Source organism: Thermosipho sp. (in: thermotogales) (genome assembly GCF_020054775.1).
GTDB classification, from domain to species: Bacteria; Thermotogota; Thermotogae; order Thermotogales; family Fervidobacteriaceae; genus Thermosipho; species Thermosipho africanus.
In genome coordinates this window covers 1-25,719 of the sequence record NZ_JAIHAP010000021.1, presented here as the reverse complement: position 1 = coordinate 25,719, position 25,719 = coordinate 1, and the positions used below count along the sequence as shown (strand labels likewise).

The 25,719-nt window shown below is 29.9% G+C and carries 29 protein-coding genes, 2 tRNA genes and 1 pseudogene; 11 read left to right on the top strand and 21 right to left on the bottom strand.

The window, feature by feature from the left end:
- Positions 1 to 97: 97 nt before the first annotated feature.
- Positions 98 to 1,033: pseudogene (locus JG780_RS05365) on the top strand (HD-GYP domain-containing protein); the annotation flags it as partial.
- 74 nt (positions 1,034 to 1,107) lie between these two features.
- On the opposite strand, the gene JG780_RS05360 reads toward JG780_RS05365, so the two are convergent.
- The 17 genes from JG780_RS05360 to JG780_RS05280 form a co-directional block, all read right to left on the bottom strand.
- Positions 1,108 to 1,198 (bottom strand) — tRNA-Ser (locus JG780_RS05360).
- A gap of 20 nt (positions 1,199 to 1,218) precedes the next feature.
- Positions 1,219 to 1,671, bottom strand: coding sequence for a YqeG family HAD IIIA-type phosphatase (locus tag JG780_RS05355; protein WP_114702507.1), 453 nt, complete (start codon positions 1,669 to 1,671; stop codon positions 1,219 to 1,221).
- 24 nt (positions 1,672 to 1,695) lie between these two features.
- Positions 1,696 to 2,220 carry a hypothetical protein gene (locus tag JG780_RS05350; RefSeq protein WP_012580363.1) on the bottom strand — a complete coding sequence of 175 codons (525 nt, stop codon included), beginning with the start codon at positions 2,218 to 2,220 and terminating at the stop codon, positions 1,696 to 1,698.
- 6 nt (positions 2,221 to 2,226) lie between these two features.
- Complete coding sequence (locus JG780_RS05345; protein WP_004102565.1) at positions 2,227 to 2,757, bottom strand: hypothetical protein; 531 nt, start codon at positions 2,755 to 2,757, stop codon at positions 2,227 to 2,229.
- 56 nt (positions 2,758 to 2,813) lie between these two features.
- Complete coding sequence (locus JG780_RS05340; RefSeq protein ID WP_287569424.1) at positions 2,814 to 3,917, bottom strand: tetratricopeptide repeat protein; 1,104 nt, start codon at positions 3,915 to 3,917, stop codon at positions 2,814 to 2,816.
- A gap of 14 nt (positions 3,918 to 3,931) precedes the next feature.
- Entirely contained in the window at positions 3,932 to 5,197 is a 1,266-nt protein-coding gene (gene rho, locus JG780_RS05335; protein WP_114702504.1) for a transcription termination factor Rho, read from the bottom strand.
- A gap of 11 nt (positions 5,198 to 5,208) precedes the next feature.
- Entirely contained in the window at positions 5,209 to 5,835 is a 627-nt protein-coding gene (gene upp, locus JG780_RS05330) for a uracil phosphoribosyltransferase (protein ID WP_004102568.1), read from the bottom strand.
- Positions 5,825 to 6,901: a peptide chain release factor 1 gene (gene prfA / locus JG780_RS05325; RefSeq protein WP_004102569.1), complete on the bottom strand. Its 1,077-nt coding sequence runs from the start codon at positions 6,899 to 6,901 to the stop codon at positions 5,825 to 5,827. The genes upp and prfA overlap by 11 nt, the downstream gene beginning before the upstream one ends.
- Positions 6,889 to 7,950, bottom strand: coding sequence for a type IV pilus twitching motility protein PilT (locus tag JG780_RS05320; RefSeq protein ID WP_004102570.1), 1,062 nt, complete (start codon positions 7,948 to 7,950; stop codon positions 6,889 to 6,891). Before JG780_RS05320 ends, prfA begins: the two co-directional genes overlap by 13 nt.
- The gene (gene dnaX / locus JG780_RS05315) at positions 7,947 to 9,389 is read right to left on the bottom strand and encodes a DNA polymerase III subunit gamma/tau (protein ID WP_287569423.1); all 1,443 of its coding nucleotides are present in this window, start codon (positions 9,387 to 9,389) and stop codon (positions 7,947 to 7,949) included. The genes JG780_RS05320 and dnaX overlap by 4 nt, the downstream gene beginning before the upstream one ends.
- Before the next feature lie 2 nt (positions 9,390 to 9,391).
- Entirely contained in the window at positions 9,392 to 10,297 is a 906-nt protein-coding gene (gene miaA, locus JG780_RS05310) for a tRNA (adenosine(37)-N6)-dimethylallyltransferase MiaA (protein ID WP_004102573.1), read from the bottom strand.
- Between the two features lie 3 nt (positions 10,298 to 10,300).
- Complete coding sequence (locus JG780_RS05305) at positions 10,301 to 10,930, bottom strand: hypothetical protein (protein WP_012580368.1); 630 nt, start codon at positions 10,928 to 10,930, stop codon at positions 10,301 to 10,303.
- Entirely contained in the window at positions 10,920 to 11,660 is a 741-nt protein-coding gene (locus tag JG780_RS05300; RefSeq protein ID WP_004102578.1) for a hypothetical protein, read from the bottom strand. The genes JG780_RS05305 and JG780_RS05300 overlap by 11 nt, the downstream gene beginning before the upstream one ends.
- The gene (locus JG780_RS05295) at positions 11,638 to 12,432 is read right to left on the bottom strand and encodes a patatin-like phospholipase family protein (RefSeq protein ID WP_287569422.1); all 795 of its coding nucleotides are present in this window, start codon (positions 12,430 to 12,432) and stop codon (positions 11,638 to 11,640) included. The genes JG780_RS05300 and JG780_RS05295 overlap by 23 nt, the downstream gene beginning before the upstream one ends.
- Entirely contained in the window at positions 12,432 to 13,280 is an 849-nt protein-coding gene (locus JG780_RS05290; RefSeq protein WP_004102582.1) for a deoxyribonuclease IV, read from the bottom strand. Before JG780_RS05290 ends, JG780_RS05295 begins: the two co-directional genes overlap by 1 nt.
- A complete protein-coding gene (locus JG780_RS05285) occupies positions 13,277 to 13,609 on the bottom strand; it encodes a DUF1622 domain-containing protein (RefSeq protein ID WP_012580370.1) in 333 nt (110 codons plus the stop codon). Before JG780_RS05285 ends, JG780_RS05290 begins: the two co-directional genes overlap by 4 nt.
- A 2-nt stretch (positions 13,610 to 13,611) precedes the next feature.
- Positions 13,612 to 15,342: an NAD+ synthase gene (locus JG780_RS05280; protein WP_004102586.1), complete on the bottom strand. Its 1,731-nt coding sequence runs from the start codon at positions 15,340 to 15,342 to the stop codon at positions 13,612 to 13,614.
- Between the two features lie 67 nt (positions 15,343 to 15,409).
- Between JG780_RS05280 and JG780_RS05275 the strand changes: the two genes are divergently transcribed.
- The 6 genes from JG780_RS05275 to JG780_RS05250 are packed head-to-tail and all read left to right on the top strand — an operon-like array spanning position 15,410 to position 21,279.
- A complete protein-coding gene (locus JG780_RS05275; protein ID WP_004102588.1) occupies positions 15,410 to 16,036 on the top strand; it encodes a winged helix-turn-helix transcriptional regulator in 627 nt (208 codons plus the stop codon).
- Positions 16,024 to 16,626, top strand: a complete 603-nt coding sequence (locus JG780_RS05270; protein ID WP_004102590.1) for a Na(+)/H(+) antiporter subunit B — start codon at positions 16,024 to 16,026, stop codon at positions 16,624 to 16,626. The genes JG780_RS05275 and JG780_RS05270 overlap by 13 nt, the downstream gene beginning before the upstream one ends.
- A 23-nt stretch (positions 16,627 to 16,649) precedes the next feature.
- Complete coding sequence (locus JG780_RS05265) at positions 16,650 to 17,972, top strand: DUF8509 domain-containing protein (protein ID WP_012580373.1); 1,323 nt, start codon at positions 16,650 to 16,652, stop codon at positions 17,970 to 17,972.
- 41 nt (positions 17,973 to 18,013) lie between these two features.
- Complete coding sequence (lgt, locus tag JG780_RS05260) at positions 18,014 to 18,838, top strand: prolipoprotein diacylglyceryl transferase (RefSeq protein ID WP_193330477.1); 825 nt, start codon at positions 18,014 to 18,016, stop codon at positions 18,836 to 18,838.
- Positions 18,835 to 20,043 carry a 2,3-bisphosphoglycerate-independent phosphoglycerate mutase gene (locus JG780_RS05255; RefSeq protein WP_012580374.1) on the top strand — a complete coding sequence of 403 codons (1,209 nt, stop codon included), beginning with the start codon at positions 18,835 to 18,837 and terminating at the stop codon, positions 20,041 to 20,043. The genes lgt and JG780_RS05255 overlap by 4 nt, the downstream gene beginning before the upstream one ends.
- Before the next feature lie 3 nt (positions 20,044 to 20,046).
- The gene (locus JG780_RS05250; RefSeq protein WP_287569421.1) at positions 20,047 to 21,279 is read left to right on the top strand and encodes a ComEC/Rec2 family competence protein; all 1,233 of its coding nucleotides are present in this window, start codon (positions 20,047 to 20,049) and stop codon (positions 21,277 to 21,279) included.
- On the opposite strand, the gene JG780_RS05245 is transcribed toward JG780_RS05250, so the two are convergent.
- From JG780_RS05245 to JG780_RS05230, 4 genes are all read right to left on the bottom strand, one after another.
- Positions 21,192 to 21,644, bottom strand: coding sequence for a Fur family transcriptional regulator (locus JG780_RS05245; protein WP_287569420.1), 453 nt, complete (start codon positions 21,642 to 21,644; stop codon positions 21,192 to 21,194). The two genes, JG780_RS05250 and JG780_RS05245, sit on opposite strands and share 88 nt — an antisense overlap.
- A 13-nt stretch (positions 21,645 to 21,657) precedes the next feature.
- Positions 21,658 to 22,692, bottom strand: coding sequence for a transcription termination factor NusA (nusA, locus tag JG780_RS05240; protein WP_287569419.1), 1,035 nt, complete (start codon positions 22,690 to 22,692; stop codon positions 21,658 to 21,660).
- An 11-nt stretch (positions 22,693 to 22,703) separates the two neighbouring features.
- Positions 22,704 to 23,150 carry a ribosome maturation factor RimP gene (gene rimP / locus JG780_RS05235; protein ID WP_004102604.1) on the bottom strand — a complete coding sequence of 149 codons (447 nt, stop codon included), beginning with the start codon at positions 23,148 to 23,150 and terminating at the stop codon, positions 22,704 to 22,706.
- A 54-nt stretch (positions 23,151 to 23,204) separates the two neighbouring features.
- A tRNA-Ser gene (locus JG780_RS05230) sits at positions 23,205 to 23,295 on the bottom strand.
- Positions 23,296 to 23,412: 117 nt separating this feature from the next.
- On the opposite strand from JG780_RS05230, the gene JG780_RS05225 reads away from it, so the two are divergent.
- From JG780_RS05225 to JG780_RS05210, 4 genes are all read left to right on the top strand, one after another.
- Positions 23,413 to 24,165, top strand: a complete 753-nt coding sequence (locus tag JG780_RS05225; RefSeq protein ID WP_287569418.1) for a DUF368 domain-containing protein — start codon at positions 23,413 to 23,415, stop codon at positions 24,163 to 24,165.
- Positions 24,166 to 24,185: 20 nt separating this feature from the next.
- Positions 24,186 to 24,455 (top strand): cupin domain-containing protein, encoded by a 270-nt coding sequence (locus JG780_RS05220; protein WP_004102608.1) that lies wholly within the window; start codon positions 24,186 to 24,188, stop codon positions 24,453 to 24,455.
- A 16-nt stretch (positions 24,456 to 24,471) separates the two neighbouring features.
- Complete coding sequence (locus JG780_RS05215; RefSeq protein ID WP_004102610.1) at positions 24,472 to 25,095, top strand: cyclodeaminase/cyclohydrolase family protein; 624 nt, start codon at positions 24,472 to 24,474, stop codon at positions 25,093 to 25,095.
- Positions 25,079 to 25,719, top strand: a 641-nt coding sequence (locus tag JG780_RS05210) for a tRNA guanosine(34) transglycosylase Tgt (protein ID WP_287569417.1), incomplete at its 3' end; no start/stop codon positions are given. The genes JG780_RS05215 and JG780_RS05210, both read left to right, overlap by 17 nt.

Below are 25,719 nucleotides of genomic sequence, written 5' to 3'. Positions count from 1 at the left end.
TTCAGCAGAAAACTTCCTTCTCATACCTTTCACTCCCCTTCGTATATGATTATACTCTCTACTTTCTAACTGTCCAATCCTTCAGGGGAGCAGTATATATGTAATTAGATTGCTCCCAAACTTTTTAATTACAATTACAATTGTTTTAGGAATTTTAGTCTTAGGACATTTGACTGATAATAATGTGGAAGAAGAATTGAATTCTAACATTAGAGTTCCAATTGAAAATATTATAGATGAAACAAAAAGATATTTAACTAATCAAGAATTTGATGGTTCAAAAATTAATACTGAAATTGAAGAAATTGATGTTTTGGTTAATGAGATTGCCGATATGATTTCAATAATTGAAGCGAACTTTCAAGAACTTAAAGCTACAAATGAAGAGCTGGAAGAAGCTTATAAAGAAATAGAAAAATATTCTGGAGAGCTTGAAACTACGTACGAACTATTCATTGAAAAAATGGCGACTATTGTTGAAGGTTTTGATGAAGATACCGGTAATCACATTAAAAGAGTTCAAGTTTTATCAAAATTTTTAGCAGAAAAGATGAAACTACCAGATAATTTGGTAAAAAAGATATATTTGTATTCGGCATTGCATGATATTGGAAAGATAAAAGTTCCACCGGAAATATTGAGAAAGCCTTCTTCTTTGTCTAGTGAAGAATGGAAAATTATGAAGAAACATACGATTTGGGGGGCAGAAATACTGGATGGAGATGAAAGATTAGAAATTGCAAAAAGGATAGCTTTGTATCATCATGAAAAATTTAATGGAAAAGGATATCCCTATGGACTAAAAGGAGATCAGATACCAATTGAAGCGCAAATTGTAAACATAGTAGATGTTTATGATGCTTTAAGGTCAAAAAGACCATATAAAAAACCGTTTACTCACAAAAAAGCTTTGGAGATTATGCTAAATGGAGATGGAAGAACTTCACCAGATGAATTTAACCCTAAGATTTTGGAAATTTTTAAAACTTATGAAGCTGAAATTGAGAATATATGGGAAAATTTAAGTAATTAGTGTTATTGTATATAAAATCTGTTTGAAAAAATAGAAAAAACCCCATCCTCAATGGATGGGGACCATTTCATATTTGGCGGAGGCGGTGGGACTCGAACCCACACGGGGGTGTAACCCCCACCGGTTTTCAAGACCGGCCCCTTAGCCAGTTCGGAACACGCCTCCACAAGCTATTATAACATACTCTAAAAAAATTTCAAGACTATTTTTTCAAAAAATCTAAGAATTTTTGTTATGAAAAATTCTTTCTGTGTATCAAGTGGTTCGACTTTTATTAAATACGCATTCAAAAGCTTTCCAAAAAGCATATCAGTAAATAATTGATCACCAATAACTACTGCTTTATTATATTTTATATTCTTTTCTTTCAAGTATTTTTTAAATTTAAAAGGTAAGGGTTTTCTTGCAAGCCAAAGGGTTTTAACATTTACGTTTAAATTTCTTGGTTTTCCATTCGAAACAATTATTATTTTTGCACCATTTTTTTCAAGATAATTAAAAATTTGAATTATTTCGTTTGGAATTTTGCTTTCTTTCCATTTATTAATAGTGTTATCAAAATCAAAAATAAATAAATCTATTCCCATATCAATAAGTTTTTTTAAATCTATGCTGGTAACATTTGGATAGATTTCCATTAAATTTCCTCCAAAGCTATTTTATTAAAATGGTTCAGATAGTCCTACTCCAAAAAAGACAGTTTTTTTAGAATAACTTATTAGCAAAAAAAGCTTATCACGCCAAATTTTTTTTGTATTTGGGTGGGGAACGATGTATTTTAGATTAACTAGTAGAAAATCAGTGAGGTTATAATTTACTTCTTTATTTAATGGGTATGTAAGTGATAGAGAAATTTCTATATCAGGAATATAAAGAGAAGTTTTGAGCCCAGCTTCAATATATAGTGATGTGCTATCATATGTTGTGTTGTTAACAAATAGAATAGGTCCAAAACTTATATTTTCAAACTTTGCTATAGCAGAATCTACAAAAATTTTGTGATCAAAGTTTTCTGAGAAATTAAATATCCATTGTATATTAAACAAGTTATTTGAAAAACCAAGATTTAAGCCATAATTTGAGAATTTTCCAAGATTCCATCCAATACCAAAATCTAGAAAAGTTTCATTTGAAAAAATTAGAGAAAAGATAGTCAAAATAATAAGTATTGCAAAAATCTTTTTCATAATGATTCACCTCTGATTTTCTAAGTTTAGAATTTGAAATTTATCAAATGTAATTGTAATATTTTCAGTACTATCATCGGTGGTAAACATAATTTTTTTCAATGAGTCTTTATCAAAATAAACACTAATTTTAGTTGGTTCTAAGCCTAATCTTTTCAAGAATGGGGCACCTGCGGGGATTAAGGTTAAATTTTCTTGATCTTCATATATTGTAAAAAGTGAAGAAGATAAAAAGCTAAAAATTGTTTTTAAAATTTCATAAATATAGTCAAGATCAATTGCAGAAACATCTACAACTTTATAATTACTATATTTGTAATACGTTGTTTTTGTAAGACTATTAAATTCTATTTGTATATCTTTTAAAAATTCGGGTTTGTAAATTTGCAAGTAAAAATGTTCTAAATTAACTATTGTTGCATCTAATGTTATATCGCTTTGTAGATTCTTATTATTTTGATCATATACATCAAAATGTAGAGTTCCATATATAAAAAAATCTCTTTTACCAGCAATATTTTCTATGAAATTAAACATAGAAGAGTCAGAAAAAATAATTAATGGAAGAAGTGTTAGAAAAAGTATAGTTTTTCTTATATAATCTCCTCCTTTTCTTTTTGGTTTTGATTTGAAATGAATTCTTTTAGTTTTTCTGTTATTAATTTTAATTCCTCTTCTTCAAGATCTTCTTTTTCATCCAATTTTGAAAATATTTCTTCTATATTTAATGATGAGAATTCTTCTGCAATTTCAATTGGAAGTTCTCCACTACTTTCTTCTGATGAAGAAATTTCAAGGCTTTTAATTTTTTCAATTAATGACTGTTCAACTTCGTTTTTAATTAATTTTTCATCTTGAGCAGATACCATTTCTTCTAATTCATCTATTTCTTCAATAACTTCATCAATATCCACATTTTCTTCTTCTTTATTTTCTTTTTCAGCTATAATTTCAGGGTAAGAGTTTTCTATATTATCTTCAATGTCACTTTTTATTTCTTCTTCATTATTATTTTCTATTTCTTCGAGTTCCTCAAATAATTCAGATAAGAATGAGAGCTCTTTGTTTATAAGTTCATTAAAGTCCATAGTATAAGAATTTTCAGGAATTAATTCTTCGCTTTCGTTAAAAATAATTCCTGAAGTTTTTGTTGTAAGCTGTTGTTCAAATTCTTTTGTTGTTTCAAGAGGCTGAGGATAAGTTTTTTTAGCTTTTATAACTCTTAATTCCATTATAAGTAAAATTACAAAGGATGATAAAAAAGTAATTAAGAAAAGTATCAATTTTGAATTGTTTTTCTTATTTGTAGTCTCAGTTGAAGCAGGTAATTCAATTGGTTTATACTTTTCAATCCAATTACTCCATTCTTCTGATGTGGATGTTGAATTTTTTAAAATATCATTCAAAAGCTCTTTTACAAATGGATTTTCGGTATACCCTGAAAGATAAGCTTTAGCCTTTTCATAGTTCCCAATCATATAAGCTGATATTCCTGCTTTAAATTTTAACGAAGTATCATACCCTTCAATTGAAGGATCAATAACAAGGGCTTTTTCAAAATAGTAAAGTGCTTTTTCATAGTTGCTTTGTTGATATGCATTGAGGCCTGCTTGATAATATTCTATTGCTTTTTTTTCGAAAGAAAATAACGTATTTAAAATAATGATAAACATAATCAGAATTAAAAATCTTTTCATAAAATATTACCTCACTATTGAAGATCAATTAATGCAAGAAAATCTTCATTTGTGTTTGTTTCTTTCATTTTATTGAGGATAAGCTTTAATCCCTCTTCTTCACTCATTGAAGACAACATTTTTCTTAAAAGCCACAACTTTTTTAATTTTTCATTGCTAAGTAGTAACTCTTCTCTCCTTGTTCCAGATAACATAATATTGATTGCAGGGAAAATCCTTTTATTAGCAAGTTGTCTTGAGAGAACGAGTTCCATATTTCCAGTTCCTTTAAACTCTTCGAAAATTACTTCATCCATTTTTGACCCCGTTTCGATCAAAGAAGTTGCAATTATTGTCAAACTTCCCCCTTCTTTTGTATTACGAGCTGCTCCAAAAAAGTGTTTGGGTTTGTAAAGAGCTGCAGGATCTACACCACCAGAAAGAAGTTTACCACTTGGTGGAACATTTATATTATACACCCTTGCAAGCCTTGTCAGACTGTCCATTAAAATAACAACATCGTAGCCAAATTCCACAAGTCTTTTTGCCATTTCAAGTGTAAGTTCTGCTTTTTTAATTTGTTTATCAGGTGGCATATCAAAAGGTGCAGCAATTACCCATGCATTAACTGACTCCTTTATATCTGTTACTTCTTCTGGCCTTTCATCTATTAAAAGAACTATTCTTATTGTATCTGGATGATTTTTTGCAATTCCATTTGCAATTTCTTTTAAAATAGTCGTTTTTCCAGCTTTTGGTGGAGCAACTATCATACCTCTTTGTCCTTTGCCTATTGGGGAAAATAAATCAATTAATCTTGTAGAGTATGTATCTTTGTTTGTTTCTAAGAAAAATTGTTTGTCAGGATAGCATGCTGTTAAATTTTCAAAATTAACTCTTTCGTTTGCAAACTCTGGGTCTTTATAATTTACCGCCTCAATTTTTATCATTGCAAAAAATCTTTCGCCTTCTTTTGGGGGTCTAATTACACCAGATATAATATCACCGGTATTTAGGTTGAATTTTCTTATTTGAGAATTTGAGATGTATATATCTTTGGAGCTTGGTAACATACTTTCTAGACTTCTTAAAAAGCCAAACCCATCAGGGTGTACTTCTAAAACACCTTCTCCAAAAAAGTATCCTTCTGATTGGGCCCTTGCTTCTAAGATTGCAAATATTAAATCCTGTTTTTTTAAAGAGGTGTATCTGGGAATATCATATTCTTTAGCGAGTTTGTACAAATCTCTTATTGTCATGCTTTCTAAATCTTTTATATTATAAGCATCATTATTGCTCAAAATAATCCCCCCTATTTTGTTCTAAATAATCTGTCTCCAGCGTCACCTAATCCAGGAAGTATATATCCTTTTGAATTTAATTCTCTGTCAAGGGAGGCTGTATAAATAATAACATCTGGGTGTTTGCTGTTTACAACCCTTGTCCCTTCTGGTGATGCTATAAGTGTTACAAGAATAACATTTTTTGCACCATGTTCTTTTACAATATCTAATGCCTTAACGGAAGAAACCCCTGTTGCAAGCATTGGATCTAATACGAAAACAAAGGAATTTTCATTAATTTTTGGAAGTTTAGCATAATATTCAACAGCTTTTAAAGTGTGAGGTTCTCTGTAGATTCCTATATGACCAACTGATGCATTTGGAAGTAATTGCAAAATTCCATCTGACATTCCAAGCCCTGCTCTCAAAATTGGAATTATAACAACATCTTTGTCGTCAATAAAATATCCTTTTGTTTTTTCTAAAGGTGTTTCAATTTCTGTTTCATGAATTTCCAAATGCCTTGTTGCTTCATAAGCAATTAAAAGAGTTATTTCTTTAAGGAGTTCTCTAAATTCTTTTGGACCGGTATCAGTTTTTCTCATTATTGTCAGCTTGTGTTTAATTAGCGGATGATCTACTACATTAATTTTCATCTTCATTTCCTCCTTTTAAAATGTTTTCTAATTGTTCAAGCATATCTATTCGCATAAGTCTTGTTATAAATTCATCTAATTCTCCATCAAGAACAGCTTGCAAATTGTATGATGTATAATTTATTCTGTGATCAGTTACTCTGTTTTGAGGAAAATTGTAAGTTCTTATTTTTTCACTTCTTTCTCCTGTTCCAATTTGTGATTTTCTATTTGAGCTGATCTTTCTTTCTTGTTCTTCAAGTTTTAATTTAAAAAGCCTTGCTCTTAATATATTCATTGCTTGCTCTTTGTTTTGAAGTTGGGATCTTTCAGACTGACAAGTAACAACTATTCCCGTTGGAATATGTGTAATTCTCACTGCAGATTCCGTCTTATTAACATACTGCCCGCCAGCTCCAGATGCCCTGTATGTGTCAATTCTAATGTCTGATGGATTTATTTCTATTTCAACGTTTGAAACTTCAGGGAGAACGGCAACAGTGGCAGTAGATGTATGGATTCTACCACCAGATTCTGTGGTAGGGACCCTTTGAACCCTATGTACTCCACTTTCATATTTTAATAAGTTTCCAACGTTTTTACCTTTGATTTTTATTACAACTTCTTTGTATCCACCTAAATCGGTTTTATTTTCATCAACAATTTCTGCCTTAAAATTCTTTTTTTCTACATATCTAAGGTACATTCTTAATAGATCAGCAGCAAAGAGTGCGGCTTCTTCTCCACCAGTACCTGCACGTATTTCTAGAAAAACGTTTTTTCCGCTGTATTCGCTTTCGGGGAGTACTAATGAAATTAAGTCCTGCATTATATCTTCTTGTTTTTTTTGTAGTTTTTCAACTTCATGCTCAAAACCTTCAGGCATTTCTTCTTTCCACAACTCAATTTCATCTTCAATTTCAAGATATTCTTTTGCAAGTTGAAAAATTTCTTTCATTTTTGAATACTTTTCAGAATATGTTCTGATCTGGTCAGGTGTTAGCTGAGAACTTAATTTTTCTTCTAATGATTTTAAAAGTTTTTTACTCCATTCATGAATTTGTTGAACTATTTCTATATTCTCCATCCTATCTTTTTAGACACCTCCTCAATATTTCTAGCGTTTTCTAAAACTGCTTGTTTTGTTATGACACCTTTTAAGAATGCATCGATAAGCGCGTCATCAAATAATATATTTCCTTGTTTTTTGCTTGTTTGCATAACGCCTTCTATTTGATGTAATTTATTTTCTCTAATAAGGTTCTTTATAGCAGGTGTAGCTATCATTATTTCATCAACTGCAACAACTCCAAAATCTTTTTTAGGAACTAATCTCTGGAATATTACTGCTATCAGCGTATTTGCAAGTTGAAGAGCTATTTGCTTTTGTTGATGGGCTGGAAAAACGTCAATTATTCTTTCAGGAGCAGAGGCAGCTGAATTTGTATGAATTGTTGCAAATACCAAGTGTCCTGTTTCTGCAGCTGTTAGGGCAAGTGACATTGTTTCTAAATCTCTCATTTCTCCTACTAATATAACATCTGGGTCTTGTCTAAGAGCATATTTTAACCCATCTGAAAAACTATCAGTATCGGTTCCAACTTCCCTTTGATGTATTAAAGATCTTTTTGAGTCAAAAACATATTCAATTGGGTCTTCTATTGTTATTATATGCTTTGCAAATCGAGAATTTATATGTTCAATCATTGCGGCAAGAGTTGTTGATTTCCCACTACCCGTAGGACCAGCTACCAGAATTAATCCATGGTCTTTTTCTGAAAATTCATTTAATATTTTTGGCAGCCCTAATTCTTCTATTGTTCTAATTTTTTTTGGTATAAGTCTTAAAGCAAGAGTGGGATTTCTTTTTTCATAGTAGAAGTTTGCTCTTATTCTAATATTATGTATAGAAAAAGAAAAATCTATTTCTTTTTTTAATGAGTTTATTCCAAGTTTTGAAAATAAATTTTCAACCATTATTTCTATTTCTTGGGCAGTTGGAATATTTTCTCCAGGAAGTTTTACTAAGTTTCCATCGACTCTTAACATAATGGGCATATTAGCAGATATATGTACATCAGATGCACGAGATTGATTTGCTTTTAGTATTATTTCATCAATATTTAATTCATTCATTCATTATCCCCCTCTACTATAAAATTATTTCCAAATAATGATTTTAATTTATTAAGTACATCATCTTCTTTTGAATTTTCTTTAATTATTACTTCAAAGGGTTTAAAGATCCCAAATTTTGAGGTATACAATTTTTCTAATTCATGTATTTTACTTCTAACAAGCTCATAGTGAATTTTTTTCTCTGGTGGAAAAGTTATTTTAACTCTGTCAGGGAGCTCTTCAATTTTTGAAAATGAAAGCCCAACGTAAAGTGATAAATCTCCATGTAGTTTTAGATATTCCATTATTTTGCTTATATTTTCTTCATTTTCGATCTTTTTTTCTTTATTTTCAACATTTTGAGTTGATTCTAAATCTTTATCATTTAGTTTACTTTCAGGTACAGGTTCATTCTCTTCAGCTTTTTCGACATTTTTCTTTATATTTTCTCGAGGTGGTTTTAACTTCATGACGCTTAAAAAACCAAGTTTTATCAAAATTAATTTTTCTTCGGAATATTTTATATCTTTTAAAATTTCTGAGAGTGGCTTTAAAAATTCAATTAATTCATAATCACCACTTTCAATTTTCAAAATCATTTCTTCAAGTAGTTGCATCAGAAATACTTCAGGATCTTTTCCGGAAAAATAAACTTTTTCAATGATTTCTGTGGTTTTCTTAATATCTCCAATTTTTATACTATCAATAATTTCATTAATAACCTCTATTGGGACTAATCCAAGAGTTTCACGAACATCTTCTATAGTAATGTTCTTTGAAGAGCTTTTTGATACTTGTTCTAGGATTGTTAATGCATCTCTCATTCCACCATTTGCCCTTTTTGCAATTTCATTTAAGGCTTCTTGGCTTATATTTATATTTTCTTTTTTACATACAAATTCGAGCCTTTTTATAATATCTTCAATAGTTATATTCTTAAAATCTATTACTTGACATCTTGATATGATAGTTTGAGGGATCTTTTCAGGGTTGGTAGTAGCGAGTATAAAGACTACGTTTGAAGGAGGTTCTTCCAGTGTTTTTAATAGAGCATTAAAAGCTTCTTTTGTTAACATATGAACTTCATCAATTATATAAACTTTATAATTTCCCTGGGCTGCGTGATATCCTACCGTTTCACGTATTTTTCTAATTTCATCTATACCCCTATTTGAAGCAGCATCTATTTCAAGAACGTCCATAAAACTACCATTATCTATTGATTGGCAAGTATTACATTTATTGCATGGTTCAACTCCATTCTTATTTTCACAATTAAGAGATTTTGCAAGTATCCTTGCAACAGTAGTTTTTCCGGTACCACGTGGACCTGCAAAAATATACGCATGTGAGATTTCTCCATTTTTTAATGAATTTAAAAACAGGGTTTTTACATGATTTTGACCAACAACTTCAGAGAATAACTTCGGCCTATATTTTCTATATAATGCCTGCATTTTTACACCTCTAATATAAATTTTTTAATTTCTTCTATAGCTTTTTTTCTTGAGATTTCAGATAGATTTATCCATTTAGCTTGCTTATATCGCCTGAGCCAGATTATTTGCCGTCTTGCATAGTGTCTTGTGTTTTTCTTTATTAAGTGGACTGCAGTATTCAAATCGTATGTATTTTCTAAATAGCGTATTATTTCTTTATATCCAATTGTTTGAAATGCATTAAGATCTTTAGGATATTTTTCTAATAAAGATTTGACTTCATCCACTAGTCCTTCTTTTATCATTTTGTCAACTCTTAAATTAATTCTTTCGTATAACTCATCTCGATAGCGATCTAAGACAAGTATTTTATAGTCTTTTGAATACTCTGATTGTGTTTGAAGTTGTGATATCTTTTTACCTGTTTTAAAATAAACTTCAAGAGCTCGGATTGTTCTTTTTATATCGGAGGGATGAATTTTTTGAGCAGCTTGTGGATCATACTTTTCCAGCATACTCCTTAGAATACCAGGTTCATTTTTTTCCATTTCACTTAGTTCTTTTCTAAGTTTTTCATCTTTAGGTACACCTTCAAAAAAACCTCTTACTAATGAATCAATATATAAACCTGTTCCTCCTACAAAAAGTGGAACAATACCTTCGTTAACTAGTTTATCTCTTATTTTTAGTGCATCTTGTCTGAATAGGAAAGCATTATAATATTCATCTGGGTAAATGTGATCAATTAAATAGTGTGTAACTTTTGATTTTTCTTCTTTACTTGGTTTGGCTGTTCCTATGTCCATTAATTTGTAAATTTGTCTTGAGTCTACTGAAATAATATTTGCGTTAATTTGGGATGCAATTTCTAATACTATATCAGTCTTTCCAACTGCTGTTGGTCCTGAAATAATTGTGTATTTCATATATCACTCCACCACTATTTCTACTTTAACGTTTTTACCTTTCATGCTATTGTCCTTGGTATTTATGCTTACGCTTTCACCTAGAAGTTTCAATTTTTTCTTTTCATCTTTTAAATCAACATTGTTTGAAAGTATTATTTTACCTTCATTTCTATCATACCAAAATTCAAAAGCTTTAGCAATTATGCTTCCTTTTGTAATTGAAACTTTTTCTTTTTCAGATTTCCCAGAAAATGTATTATTCTTTAAATCAAATTCAAGGGTTTCACATGAAATAAATATTGTTTCCGAGCTTTGTGAATCATTTATAGTTACTGATGCATTTTTAATTGTTCCTTTTTGTGATTCAATATTGTATTTCATTTCTATACCTTCCATTACTCCATTTTCAAATTCTATGTGAACTTTACCGTCAACATTTAGGTCAATCCATTTATTGTTTATTTTACTTATTACCATATCATTAGAGGTTAAAAGTAATTTGTCCTCTGGAATTTTCAATAAAATATTTCCTTGGTAAACAATAGTTTTCTCACTTGGTTCAATATAATCAGAAGAAATATGTATAGTTTTTGAGATAACAATGGTTGCTAGAAATAATATAATAAAAAAGGTTAAAAATTTATTTTTCATTGATTAGTCCCCCTAAATATTTTTCTGATATATTGAGTATTGTTGTAGAAATTTCAAAAGGATTTTTAGATTTTGTATTTATAACTATTTTGTGATTTGCATTTTCCAATCTTTTCTTTGCAATTTGTTTTGTTCTATGTATTGTTGATACTATCATGTAATCAACAGCATTTTTCAAAGTATATTCGTTTTCATTTTCAATATAGAATAAAAAATCAGCTTCTGGTATCCCATATACCCAACTACCTGTGATGTAACCATTATAAGGTTTAAATTCTATGGGAATAGACAATGTTTTAATTAATGCTTCTTTTAAAGACCCCTTTAGTATTTCGTCGTTGAATGTATTGATATTAAATGCATGTATTTTTAATTTTTCTGGAATAGGTTCATCAACAAAAAACTTATCTACGAAGTTTATAAGAACTTTTTCAGATTTAAAACCATTTAAACTTCTTGAGGCTTTGTACAAAGTTCTCAATTGCTCGGTAATTCCAAAAAGGTTCAAGCCAAATAAAAAATGAAAGGTCTTTTTTAATTCTAGGTATAATTTTTTTGAATATAAGTAACTTGTCGAAGATGATTGTGTTTTTAGGTAAAAATATGCCGGTATGCACGAAAAACCAGTACAGTGAATTTCTTCAAATTCAATATTATATTTTTCAGCTGCGGAAAAAAAAGCAGGAATTGATAAATAAAGAATTGAATCACCACCAAAAGCGAGGGTCAAATTCTTCTCTCCTCTCATTTATATAGTTTAGCGCAGTATTGTAAATTTGCAAGTAATTATTAAATTCATACCATTGATAAGGTATTCTATAATATATTACCACATTAGCAAGTTCTAAATCAACATATTCAATTTCTATTTCTTTCCATGTATCTAAGTAGTACATTAGTTCGAGTTGATCTTTAGGAAAATCTTGCGGTTTTCTTTCAAAGGTGCTTGCAACAACAAAATCGGAGCCTAAAAGTTTAGCTTCTTTTACAGGGGTAGGTGCTAGTACTCCACCATCAGTATTTTGAGTTCCAGCTATCCATAGTGGTGAAAAAACACCAGGTACTGATGAGCTTGCCATTACAGCATCTACTAAAAAACCTTCTGTAATCAACAACGAAGTTCTTTCTAAAGTATCAAAGGTTATTATCCCAACGTTTTTTTTAAGATCACTAAATTTTTTCTTTCCAAAAAGGAATTTGAAAAATGGATAGTAATCTTCAACCGGGACTAAGGATCTTTGAAAAATAGACCAAAAATTTGACTTTTCAAGTTTAGTCATATATTTTTTGAAGTTTGGAAGATAAAGTTTAATTGCTTCTGAAAACATTTCAAAAACTTTGTTACTGTCTCCATATAGTCCGTATAAAGCAGCAACAATTGCTCCAGCTGAAGATCCAGTTATAATATCAACATCTATATCATTTTCTTCTAAAAATTTTAGCGTTGCTATATGAGCAAATCCTTTAACGCCGCCAGCAGCAAGAGAAAGTCCTATCTTCATTATTTCACCTCTAAAATTTTGAGTACTTCTTGTATATCTTTTTTATGAACATCATTATCGCCTGGTGTTTCTAAAACCCATGGTATTTTTTGAATAAGTGGATGTGATATAAAAACTTTGAGACCTTCAGAGCCTATCTTTCCTTTTCCAATATTTTCATGCCTGTCTTTATTTGATCCTAAATCATTTTTTGAGTCATTTAAGTGTATAAATTTTAATTTTTCGAGTGAAAAGTATTTATCTATCTTATTTAAAAATTCATTTAGTTTTTCTTTATTAGTTATATCATATCCTGCATCAAAAGCATGACAAGTATCAATGGTAATACCAAGTCTATCAGGAAATTTAGCTTTATCAATAATTAACTTTAATTCCTCAAGTGTCGAGCCAATATTCCCACCTTTTTTTGTTACATTTTCAAGTAAGATAAAAGTATTTTTTTCTTTCTCCATAGCTGTATTTAATGCTTTTAAAATTTGATTTATACCATTTTCAACTCCACTTTTTAAGTGGCTTCCAGGATGAATGTTTAAATATTTTATACCTAGGGTTGAGCATATTTTCATTTCTAAGATTAATAGCTCTAATGATTTATTCCATGTTTCGATATTTGGACTTGCTATGTTTATAAGGTAACCACTATGACAAAGCATAGCTTCTGGATCAATCTTGTATTTTTTAATACCTTCTTTAAATAATTTGATATCTTCTTCCTTTGGAAGGTTAGCTTTCCATTGACGTGGATTATGCGGAAATATTTGAAATGCGTTTCCTCCAATTTCATATGTTTCTTTCGGTACTCTTTTAAAACCACCACCGATGGGCATATGTGCTCCAATTCTTATCATTTTTCATCCCCGCCTTTAATATCTTTTCTTAAAAAGTAGTTAAGTAATGTCCTTATTCCAATAATTGCAGCTAGTTGCCCTATATCATTCCATGAAGGAGCAACTGTTGTTTTTAAAATACTTGAACCAATTAAGATAGCAAGTCCCAACGAAAAAGAATGACCTATCTCTAATCGACTTTCTTCTATTGCTTCTTTTGAATCTTTTTTTAATAATGCGTCTTTTACAAAAATAGTAAAAGCTTTAACTATTCCGGAAGTAATAACTATAATTGCTAGAAGCTGAAAGATTAAACCTAAATAATTGACAATTATTTCTTCAAATTTCATATTCACCATTCCCGATATTTATTTGTTATTGGCATTCTCCTGTCTTTTCCGAAGGATCTTTCCGAAACTTTAACGCCAATAACACCCTGGCGTCTTTTGTATTCATTCCTGTCTACTAATTTTGCTACGTACTTTACAGTGTCTTTATCAAATCCTTTATTAATTATTTCATCCACAGAAAGTTCTTTTTCAATGTACATTTTTAAAATTTCATCTAAGATTTCATAAGGTGGCAAAGTATCTTGATCCTTTTGATCAGGTCTTAATTCAGCACTTGGTGGTTTGATAAATACATTTTCTGGTATTATTTCTTTACCTTTGAATTTATTATACCACCTTGCAATTTTATACACATCTGTTTTATATATATCTTTTATTGGAGAAAATCCTCCTACCATATCACCGTATAAAGTAGAATAGCCAGTAGCTATTTCGCTTTTATTTCCAGTTGCAAGGACAATATATCCAAATTTATTTGATACAGCCATTAATAGAGTTCCTCTAATTCTTGCTTGCAAGTTCTCTTCTGTTATATCTTCGCTTGTTCCTTTAAATATATCTTTTAATGAGTTTTTGAATGAATAATAAATATCTGAGATTTTTATAATATGGTATTCAATTTCTAAATTTTCTGCTAGCTTTTTTGCATCTTCTATGCTGTGTGATGAGCTGTACATAGAGGGCATTAAAATACCAACTACATTTTTATTTCCAAGAGCTTCTACTGCTATTGCAGCTACCAAAGATGAATCCATACCGCCACTTAATCCAATTAGAACCTTTTTAAATCCATTTTTTTGGATGTAATCTTTAAGTCCTAAAGTAATTGCCCTAAAAATTTCTTCTTCCTTTGTTAAAGTGTAATTTTTGTTTTTATAATTTATTGGCTTTAGTTTATTTATGTTCTCACTTTTTACAAAGATATAATTTATTGGTTTGTCATTTACAATGTTAATATACCTTCTTCTTGGATCATGTAGATTTGTTCTTAAATTATCCTCGATAGGTATATCAATTGTAAAGATTTCTTCTTCAAAAGGTTTTCCTTCAAAAATTATTTTTCCATCAGATGAAGTAACTACGCTTCCACCGTCAAATACTACCTCATCTTGTCCACCTACCATATTGCAGTAAACTATTGGGCAATGATGATCATATGATTTCTTGGATAGATAATTCTTTCTAAGCTCCCTTTTTCCATGGAAGTATGGAGAAGCCGACGCGTTTAAGATTAGTTGAGCACCATTTATAGCTTGGTAAAACATAGGGCCTAATGGACTCCAGATATCCTCGCATATATTTATTCCAATTTTAATATTGTTATAATTTATAATAACAATTTCATTTCCAGATTTAAAGTATCTGTTTTCATCAAAAACACTATAATTTGGTAAATGCATTTTGTGGTACTTCCCAAGTAATTTCCCATCTCTTATAACTGCAAGTGAATTATAGGCATCATCTTCAATATCTATAAATCCTAACAAAATAATTACGTTTTTACCTCTGGAAAAATTAATAATTTTTTCCAAATATTCAATATTCTTTTTTAAAAACGAAGTTCTTAGAATTAAATCTTCAGGTGGGTAACCTGTCAAGAATAATTCAGGGAATATTAAGAATTCTGAATTGTTATTTTCAGCAATTTCAATTGCAGATATAATTTTTTTCATGTTTCCTTCGAAATCACCTAGAGTTGAATTTAATTGTGCAACTGTCGTTCTTATATACATAAATATCCCTCCTCAATCAAATTATATCACGATTTTTGTGATATAATTTTTTAAAGGGGTGAGCAAATTGATAAAAATAGATACATTGAAATTTTTTCAACCGACACCTGAATACAGGAAGCTTGTTATATTGGAAGCTTTGTATGAAAATCCTAACCTTTCTCAAAAAGAACTTTCAGCCATAGCTGGTGTTGTTCCATCTTTAGTGAATAAATATATTAATGAATTAGAAAAGAAAGGATATATTGAAACTAAGGATCTTGGAAAAAACAAAATTTATAATGTTACAGGAGAAGGTTTGTCGGAATTATATTTTTTGAAGCTTTCATTTTTTAATGATATAGTTAATTTGTCAAAAAAGATAGATTCTCAACTTGAAAATATTTTCTTGAAGTTAAAAGGAAAAAATGAAATAGGGATTTATGGGGCAGGGCTTGTTGGAAAAGTTTTGGCTGAGCTTTTGTTGAATAGAGGGTATAATATAGTTGTATTTTTTGATGATGATAACGGTAAAGTTAATTCTAGAGTATTTGGCATACCAATTTTGCCACTCAATTCGAAAGTTAGAATAGATGCTTTAGTAGTAGCATCTATAAAAAACTCTGAGCAAATGGTGAAAAAAGCTAAAAAGTTTGATTTTACTGATATTTATGTATTTAAAACGGAGGAATTTAAGTTGTCATGGCATGGATAAAGTCTTTTTCTTTGATTTTTTTATCAATTTTATTTTTTATATTTTTGTTTATTGAAAGCTCACATAACTTAGATTTTAGTAGATTAGGTATTGTAAATAATTTTGTTACCGAAATATATTTAAAAAATAGGTTGTATGATACTCTTTTTGAGGTTTTGGTTTTTTCACTTGCTGCAATGGGAATATTTTTATTTAATTATTCAGAAGAAAGACAAAAATTTCATTTACATGAAACTCACATAAGAATATTATTAAAGTTTCTTAGTTATTTTGTGATATTATTATCATTTTATTTAGCTTATTATGGTGATAAGACGCCTGGTGGAGGTTTTTCAGCTGGAGTAGTTGGAGGAACTGGTATTTTACTATACTCTCTAAGTACTACATTTAATGAAATTGAGTATGTATTTGAAAAGTATAAAATAAAACTTTTTGAGAAAATCTCAATATTCATTATATATGGATTTTCGATCTCTTCTTTGTTAGGCAGTGTTCACGTAAGATTACTGAGTATATTAATATACCTTAAAGTAATGTTTGGTATGTGGATAATCATATACAGTTTTATAAAGCATAGAGGAATTGTTTAATAAATTTGTAGGGGGTTGTTTTTATGTTTTTTGAAAATGTTTTAAAAGATGTACCTAACGAACTTTCCAAAGAAGTTTTTAAAGCAAAGAGTGCCCTTGAAAAAAACTTTAACGATTCACAAGTGAAACGAAACTTTATTGAAATTACATGGGAATTGTATAGATATTTGCTTGAGAATATAGACGAAAATTATGAAGTTGAAAAACGCCTCTTTTTAAGGTATGGGTTACTCGAGCCTAGATATTTAAATTCCAGGGATTTTGAAAGAATAAAAAGCATTCCTTTTGTGGATGATAAAGAAAATATATTTTATGTTGATGAATGGTTGCTTGCTGTTAAAAAGGGATTAGTAAACGAAAGCAGCTTCATGGAGGTAATTGAATCGAGAAAAAATGTTGCTCCAAAAAATGTTGCGTCATTTGAGATGGCATTTAATGAGAAATTGGAAGAAAGGAAATTCATTGAAAGACAATTAAGAGAAATTGTTAAAGGTATCGAAGATGAAGGAAAACCATATCGAAAGTCTATCTTGAGTTTAATTGATCAAGCTATAGAAAAATTGAAAAAATTAAAACTTGTAAACAAAGAAGTTGAGATTATTTTTGAGCAACTTAACAAATTAAAAGAAGAATCTCAAATAAATGAAAAAACAGAAGATAATTTCAGTAAAAAAATAATGGAGCATGAGGTTATAATACAAATGATAAATAAATCTATTGGAAGACTTGGGAATCGGTTTTTAGTATTAACCTCTATTTTTTTAAATGGTATTAATGCAATTGGTTCAAAAGATCTTATTGAGAGTAAACTAAATGAATTTGAAAAAATTGATTATAAAATATTTGAAAGGAAGATACGAGGCACAAGCATTAAATTAAAACCTTATTTTATAATAGTTCCTGGGTATGGAGATTATGGATTTTGTTGGGAACCTTTTGAGGGATTAAATGTTATTAGTGGTCGTGGCAGAGTGGTTATACCTATGTTTCCTAAAAATATTGATGTTGCAATTTTAAGTGCTTTGGGAGACTACAGGTTAAAGGCCGCAAAAGAATTAGCATTTGGACGTTGGATGGAAGAGGGCTTAACAGGAGAAATATACAATTATTTAATGGATAATAAAATTAGAGAGAGAATTGATGAATTCTTTGTGAAAAGATATATACTTTGGATTTTGAAGGAATCAAATGGTGTTCAAAAACTTGAAAAGGAAATTAGAGAAATATTCTGGAGGTACGTAGAATTTCCTGAAGAAATAAAAGCTAAACTTTCAAATATAAGCTATATTTATTCTAATTTATACGAAAAAGATAAAAGGAGGAAGAAAAATTGGGAAAATCTTTAAAATTAGTTCTCACCTTAATCTTTATTTGTCTTATAATTGGAATGTTTTTCTTTCTCAAAGGAGTATTTTCCGGAGAAATAATATTAAAAAGATACATTTTTAAATTTGGCTTTTTTGAGCTTAGATGGTATAGCTTTTTAATAGTTACGGGAATAATTATTTCGTATTATCTTGTAAGAAGAAGACTGAAATATTTTGATATTAACCCCGATGATTTAGATGAAGCTGTTTTTTGGGGGATTTTGTCATCTATAGTTGGTGCAAGGACATACTATGTAATATTTATGTGGGACGAGTTTTATTCAAAGTATCCTTCAGAGATTATAAAGATCTGGCATGGTGGACTTGCAATCCATGGTGCCGTTATTGGTGCAATTGTTTCAACTTTTTTGTATACTCGCTTGAAAAAAAATTGTTCTTTTACTTTTTTGCAAGGGACTGATCTCTTAACTAGTGTATTACCTTTAGGTCAAGCAATTGGAAGATGGGGAAACTTTTTTAATTATGAAGCATATGGTGGGCCGACTAATTTACCATGGAAGATGTTTGTCCCGCCCGAAAATAGAATGGTTGGATATGAAAATTATTCTTATTTTCATCCTACGTTTTTGTATGAAAGTATATTTGATTTTTTGATATTTTTGTTTTTGTACAAATATGATTTGAAGTGGAAGAAAAAAAATGGTGAAACAACGGCATTATATTTTATTTTATATTCTGCAAATAGGTTTTGGATTGAGGGATTGAGGACAGATAGTTTATATTGGGGTAAAATTAGAGTGGCACAATTGGTAAGTCTTATTTTAATTATTTTAGGGATTATCATGTTTATTCTACTAAGAAGAAAAACGGAGGTGAAAAAATGATTGATAGGCAAAAAGTTATTAGTGAATTAATTTCGCCTAATACTTCAAAAATTGTTTTATTGGTTATGGATGGTATTGGTGATATTCCAAATGAAGAAGGTTTAACCCCTCTTCAAAAGGCTAACACGCCAAATTTAGATGCTCTTGCAAAAAAGAGTGATTTAGGTCAAACAATTCCAGTTCTTCCTGGTATTACTCCTGGTAGTGGACCAGGTCATTTGGGATTATTTGGATATGATCCTTTAAAATATCAAATTGGTAGAGGAATATTAGAGGCTCTTGGAATCAATGTTGAAGTTGGTGAAAATGATTTGGTTGCTCGTGGAAATTTTGCAACTATTGATGGAGATATTATAGTTGACAGAAGAGCAGGAAGGCCATCTTCAGAAGAAAGTGCAAAGGTTGTAGAAATTTTAAATGAAAATATCAAAGAAATAGAAGATGTAAAGATAACATTTTATCCTGGAAAAGAACATAGATTTGTTGTTAAATTTACAGGTGAAGGATTAATGGATAAATTAGAGGATGCGGATCCTCAAAAAGAGGGGAAACCTATAAAGTATACAAAGGCTTTAGATGAATCATCTAAAAAGTCAGAAAGAATAGTTAACATTTTACTTGATAAAATAAAAGAAGTGTTGAAAGACCAACCAAAAATGAATTTTGCACTCTTGAGAGGTTTTTCAAAGCACCCAGATATGCCAAAATTTGGAGATGTTTTCAAATTAAAGCCTGCAGCAGTTGCAGTATATCCAATGTATAAGGGTCTTGCAAAACTTGTTGGCATGGAAGTTGTAGAGGCAGGTCAAACTATTGAAGATGAATTTAATACTGTAAAAAAACTATGGAATGAATATGACTTCTTTTATGTTCACATAAAAAAGACCGATTCATATGGTGAAGATGGTAACTTTGATTCGAAAGTAAAAGTTATAGAAGAAGTTGATAAATTCTTACCAATACTTTTAGAATTAAATCCGGATGTTTTAATAGTTACTGGTGATCATTCAACACCATGTGTCATGAAAGGACATTCATTCCATCCAGTTCCTTTAATGATTTATGCAAAGAATACAAGAAGAGGACTTTCAAAATTGTTTAATGAGTTTGAATGTGCAAGAGGAAGCCTTGGAACAATCCATGCAGTTGATGTGATGCCTCTTGCCCTTGCATATGCTGGAAGATTGGAGAAGTATGGAGCATAATTTATGTATTTCCTCATTTTTTTATCTTCAATATTAGGGGCTTTGATAGCCCCTGTTTTTTCTTTTCCAAAGTTTGTGATTTTTTTACCATTTTTGTTTTTTAAAAAGAGAGAGTGCTTTTGGATTTTATTTTTCTTTCTTGCTTTTAACATTTTATCAGTTGTAAACTTTAATGGTGAATTTGAATTTGTTGGTAGGGTGATTCAAACAAATGACAGCTATTCTCTTGTTAAAGGAGATATATTTTATAACGATAAATGGAAAAAATTAAATGTTTTAGTTGGAGTAAATAAGGAGATACCATTGGGAGATATTGTTTACTATTATGGACCTTTTGATGCAAAGAAATATTCATATCCAAAAGTAACATTAGATAAAAATAGGGTGATTGTCTCACCCTATTTTTCTTTGGTTAGAAATATATATACTAAAACAGAAAATTTTCGTAAGAAAATATTAAATTATAGCAAAGTTTACTATGGACTTTTTGGTGGAAAAGTAAAAGATAAAATTTATTCAGATAGTGGACTTTATCATTTTTTTAGCATTTCTGGGCTACATATTTCTTTAATATTTGCCATTTTAACTTCTGTTTTAACGTTTTTTAGCCTTTCTGATTTATCAAAAAAAGTTATTGCTTTAATGGTTTCGTTTCTTTTTTTAATTTCTTGTGGTAATAATTTGCCTTCTTTAAGAGCATTTTTATATCTTTTTTTGGTAATTTTATTTGAAAAACTAATTCCAAAAATGTCAAAGATAGATATTTTAAGTATTGTTGGTTTGTTATTTTTATTTTTTCAGCCTTTTCTAGCGTACTCACTTTCTTTTTATATGACTTTTTTTAGTACGTTTGGTATATTAAGTGTTGAAAATAACAAATTAAAACCTCTTGCAGCATTTTTAGGTTGCGCACCATTTTTGTCATTATTTTCAAATGTAAATATTTTTTCAATAATTGGAACTTTTGTGCTTATTATTCCATTTCAAATTATATTAACCAGCTTGATGATTGCATATTTCTTTTATATTTTAAATTTCTCGTTAGTAGTCGATTTTATTTTAAAAATCAATCTTCCTATTACAAAATTCATAGAGTTTATTTCTGTTATTTTTTCAAGATTTCCTAAGATTCATGGTGGAATAATCACTTACTTTTTATTTTCAGTTTTATTCTTTGCTTTTTTGCTACATTTTGGACAAATTCCATATATTTTGAAATCAAAATCTTCAAATTGAAAACCCTGTGAAAGCAATTCTTTTTTTATTATTTCAAGGTGCTTTTCTTCAATTTCATATATTTTTCCACATATTTTACATATAAAATGATGATGCATTTTTTCTTTTTTAGCAAGTTCATATCTGTATATTCCATCGCCAAAATCAATTTTTCTTAAAAGTCCAAATTCAACAAGAAGATCGATTGTTCTATACACAGTTGCTTTGCTGACTGTATGTTTATTGGAAAATAATAATCTATAAACATCTTCAGCACCAAGGTGTTTAGATTCGTTGTCAATAAAAACTTTAAGGACTAATTCCCTTTGCGGAGTCATTCTGTATTTTTTATTCTTCAATTCCTTTTTCAAAGTCTCAATATACATGCTTTTCCTCCTCTTAGAAATTCATAATTGGTTTTATGTCAATTTTCCATCCAGTTAATTTTGCGGCAAGTCTTGCATTCTGCCCGCCTTTACCAATAGCTAATGATAATTGATTTGGTGAAACGATAACTCTTGATGCTTTGTTTTCATAATCAAGAATCTCAACCTCTATAACATTTGCCGGTTGTAATGCACTTGCAATTAATTCTTTAGGATCATCTGACCACTTAATTATGTCAATTTTTTCTCCATTTAATTCTTTCAATATTGCTGCTATTCTGATACCTTCTTCACCAATACATGCGCCAACAGGATCTACTTTTGGATTATTTGATTTTACAGCAACTTTTGTTCTTATTCCTGGTTCCCTTACTATTTTTACTACTTCTACTACTTTTGATTCTATTTCGGGTACTTCAAGTTCTAAAAGTCCTTTGATGAACTCTTCATTTATTCTTGTTACTAATATTTTTGGCCCTTTTTTATCTTTTTTTACATCTTTTACGTACACTTTGATTAGAGATGCTGGTTGTATTTCTTCACCAGGAATCCATTCTTTTTTTGGCAGTCTCGTTTCTAATTTACCGATTCTTATGTCAGCCCAATCTTTTGTAACTCTTACAACTTCTGCAGTAGTTATTTTTCCAGCAAGTTCTGAATATTTTTCAAATTGTTTTTCTTTTTCTATTTCCCTAATTTTCTGAATAAGAACTTGCTTTGCTGTTTGGGCAGCAATTCTTCCAAATTTTTTTATGTTTAATCTTTTTTTGACAATATCACCAATTTTTGCACTTGAATTAATTTTAAGAGCTTCTTCTAATGATATTTGTAAATTTGGTTTTTCAACATTTTCAACTACTTCAAGGAGTTGGTATGCTTCAATTTCTCCTGTTTGTCGATTGATAATTATTTCAACATTCTTTTCGCCACCAAAATCCTTTTTGTAAGCACTAATCAAAGCTTTTTCTATGACAGGTATAATTTCATCAACCTTAACACCTTTTTCTTCTTCAAGTTGTTCAAGTGCTTGTAGAAAATCTAAATTCATACTTTTCCCTCCTATATATCTATTTCTAAATTTGCTTTTTTGATTTGGTTATATTTAATTTCTTTGATTTTTTTATTATTTTCTTCTAAAAAGATAACTGAATCCTTCACATCTTTTATATATCCAATTATTGTTTCATTTTCCAATTTGATTTTTACTTTGTTATTTATAAATCTTTTAAAATCATCAATGCTTCTTAGTGGTCTATCAAGTCCTGGAGAGGATACAGTTAAATAATAGCGTTGAGGGATTATATCTAGTTTGTCTAACTGAAATTCCACTTCTCTTGAAATATTTTCACAATCTTTTGTACTTACATAATCAAGTGGATTGTCAATTACAATTTCTAAAAACCATTTTCCAGATTTGTTGTAATATTTAATATCAAATAATTCTAGATTATATTTTTTACATGCACTTTCGGCAATTTCTTTAACTTTTGAAACTATTTCTTTCATAATATCACCCCTCATAATATAAATACTAAACCGGGACATATAGTCCCGGTTTTCTGGCGGAGAGGGTGGGATTTGAACCCACGGACGCCTTGTGGGCGTCACACGCTCTCCAGGCGTGCGCCTTCGACCCCTCGGCCACCTCTCCAATTCTGTAACCAATATGAATTTTATCATAAAATAAAAAAATTGCAAGTAGTGACAATTTACAATTTTTGGAACTAATATTATAATGCTAAATGAGGAAAAATTAGGAGGTGTAATAATGAGGCTATTTTTTGCCGGTATTTTAATAGGTATAGCAAATCTTATTCCAGGCGTTAGTGGTGGAACAATGGCAGTCATTGCTGGTGTTTATGAAAAACTTATTTCTGCAATATCTAATGTACTTAAGTTTAAAAGGCAGGATTTGAAGATTTTAATTATTGTTGGACTTGGAGTTTTGGTTTCAATATTTTCATTATCAAAATTTTTTGAATATTCCCTTCAAAACTTTCCTTTTTATATGTACAGTTTTTTCTTTGGATTAATATTTGCTTCAATTCTATTTTTAAAGAGGGAAGTAAAATTAAGTATAGTTCCGTTAACATTGGGTATATTATTGGTTATAATCCCTAATTTTATACCACATTCTTCCAATTCATCTATTTTAAAAATAGTTATTGCTGGATTTGCAGGTGGAGCTGCTATGGTTGTTCCGGGATTAAGTGGTTCTTTGATGTTACTACTTTTAGGAGTTTATGAGTATATTATCAGTGCGATAAGTAATTTAAATATAGGAATATTACTAATTTTTGGAATAGGTGTTCTTTTGGGAATTTATGCAGTTTCACTTGTCATGAAGTTTGCATTTGAAAGATATGAAAATTTTTCTAAGAATTTAATTCTTGGACTTGTTATAGGTTCACTTTACCCAATTTATCCAGGTTTTCATGGAAGCGGAAATATGATTTTTGGTTTATTTTCAGCTATTTTAGGATATTTTTTAAGTTATATGCTTTCAAGATATATGATATAATATCATGGGGAGGTGTAATAATGGAAATAAAAATAACAACTCCTTCAAGAGAAGAGTTAGAAAAATTAGGAGTTTTTTCATGGCCAATTTGGACTAAAGAAGTTTCAGAATTTGATTGGTATTATGATGAAACAGAGGTATGCTATATTCTTGAAGGCGAGATTGAAGTTGAAACAAAGGATGGTAAAGTTTACAAAATTAAACCTGGTGATTTAGTTGAATTTCCAAAAGGATTAAGTTGCAGATGGAAAGTAAAAAAAGCGGTTAGAAAACATTATAATTTTAAATAAGTTGGGGGTGGTCTCAATGAATGTTGAAAGAACTACTTTAAAAGAGTTTTGTGATATGGTTGCAGATAAAACACCAACTCCAGGTGGAGGAGCGGTCGGAGCTATTGTAGCAGCTTTAGCCGCAGCATTAAATCAAATGGTTGCAAATTTGACTATAGGAAAGAAAAAGTATGCCGATTTTGAGGAAGTAATGGAAGAAGTTTTAGAAAATATGAACTATTCAAGAGAAAAACTTCAGCAATTAGCATATAATGATATAAAGGCCTTTAATAAAGTTATGGAAGCAATAAAGATTCCAAAAGATGATCCGACAAGGAGCGAAAAATTGCAAAAGGCGTTGAAGGAAGCTGCAGATATACCATTTGAACTTGCAAGAGAAGCAAGAAATGTATTAAAGTTTTCTCAAGTAACTAGTAAACATGGAAATAAAAATGCTATATCTGATGCTTATTCTTCTGCAGAGCTAGCATATGCAGCCTTCAGAATAGGTATGTATAATGTTTTAATTAACTTATCTAGTATTAAAGATGAAGAATTTGTAAGAAAATACAAGGAAGAACTTGAGGAATTAAAAAATGAAGTAGAAGGTATTTATAAATCTATTAGGGAGTTGGTTAAAGAGAATGGGTTTGAAATTTGAACTTTTAAAAACTTCTGGAAATGCTAGAAGAGGAAGAATTTATCTTCCACATGGTGTTGTAGAAACGCCAACATTTATGCCTGTTGGAACGAATGCAAATGTAAAATTAATGACTCCAAAACTTTTAGATGAAATTGGAGCGCAAATTATATTGGGTAATGCGTTTCACTTGTACCTTAAGCCCGGATTAGATGTTTTTAGATTTCATGGTGGAATTCATAATTTTATGAATTGGCAAAAGCCAGTACTAACCGATAGTGGTGGATTCCAGGTTTTTAGTTTAAGAGAAGGTCGAAAAATTACCGAAGATGGAGTCTTAATACGTTCTCCTTTGGATGGTAGCAAACACATGATTACCCCTGAACTTTCGATGGAAATTCAACACGCTATTGGTTCAGATATAGTAATGGCTTTTGACTATTGTGCAGAACCTGGAATAAGTCATCAAGATGCGGTGGTTGCGCTTGAACTTACAAGTCTTTGGGCTGAACGAAGTTTAAAAAAACTTCGTTCACTTTCTGATCAAGCAATATTTGGAATAGTTCAGGGTGCTTTTTTCAAAGATTTAAGGCTTAGAAGCGCTAAAGAAATAACAAGTATGAATTTTGACGGATTTGCAATTGG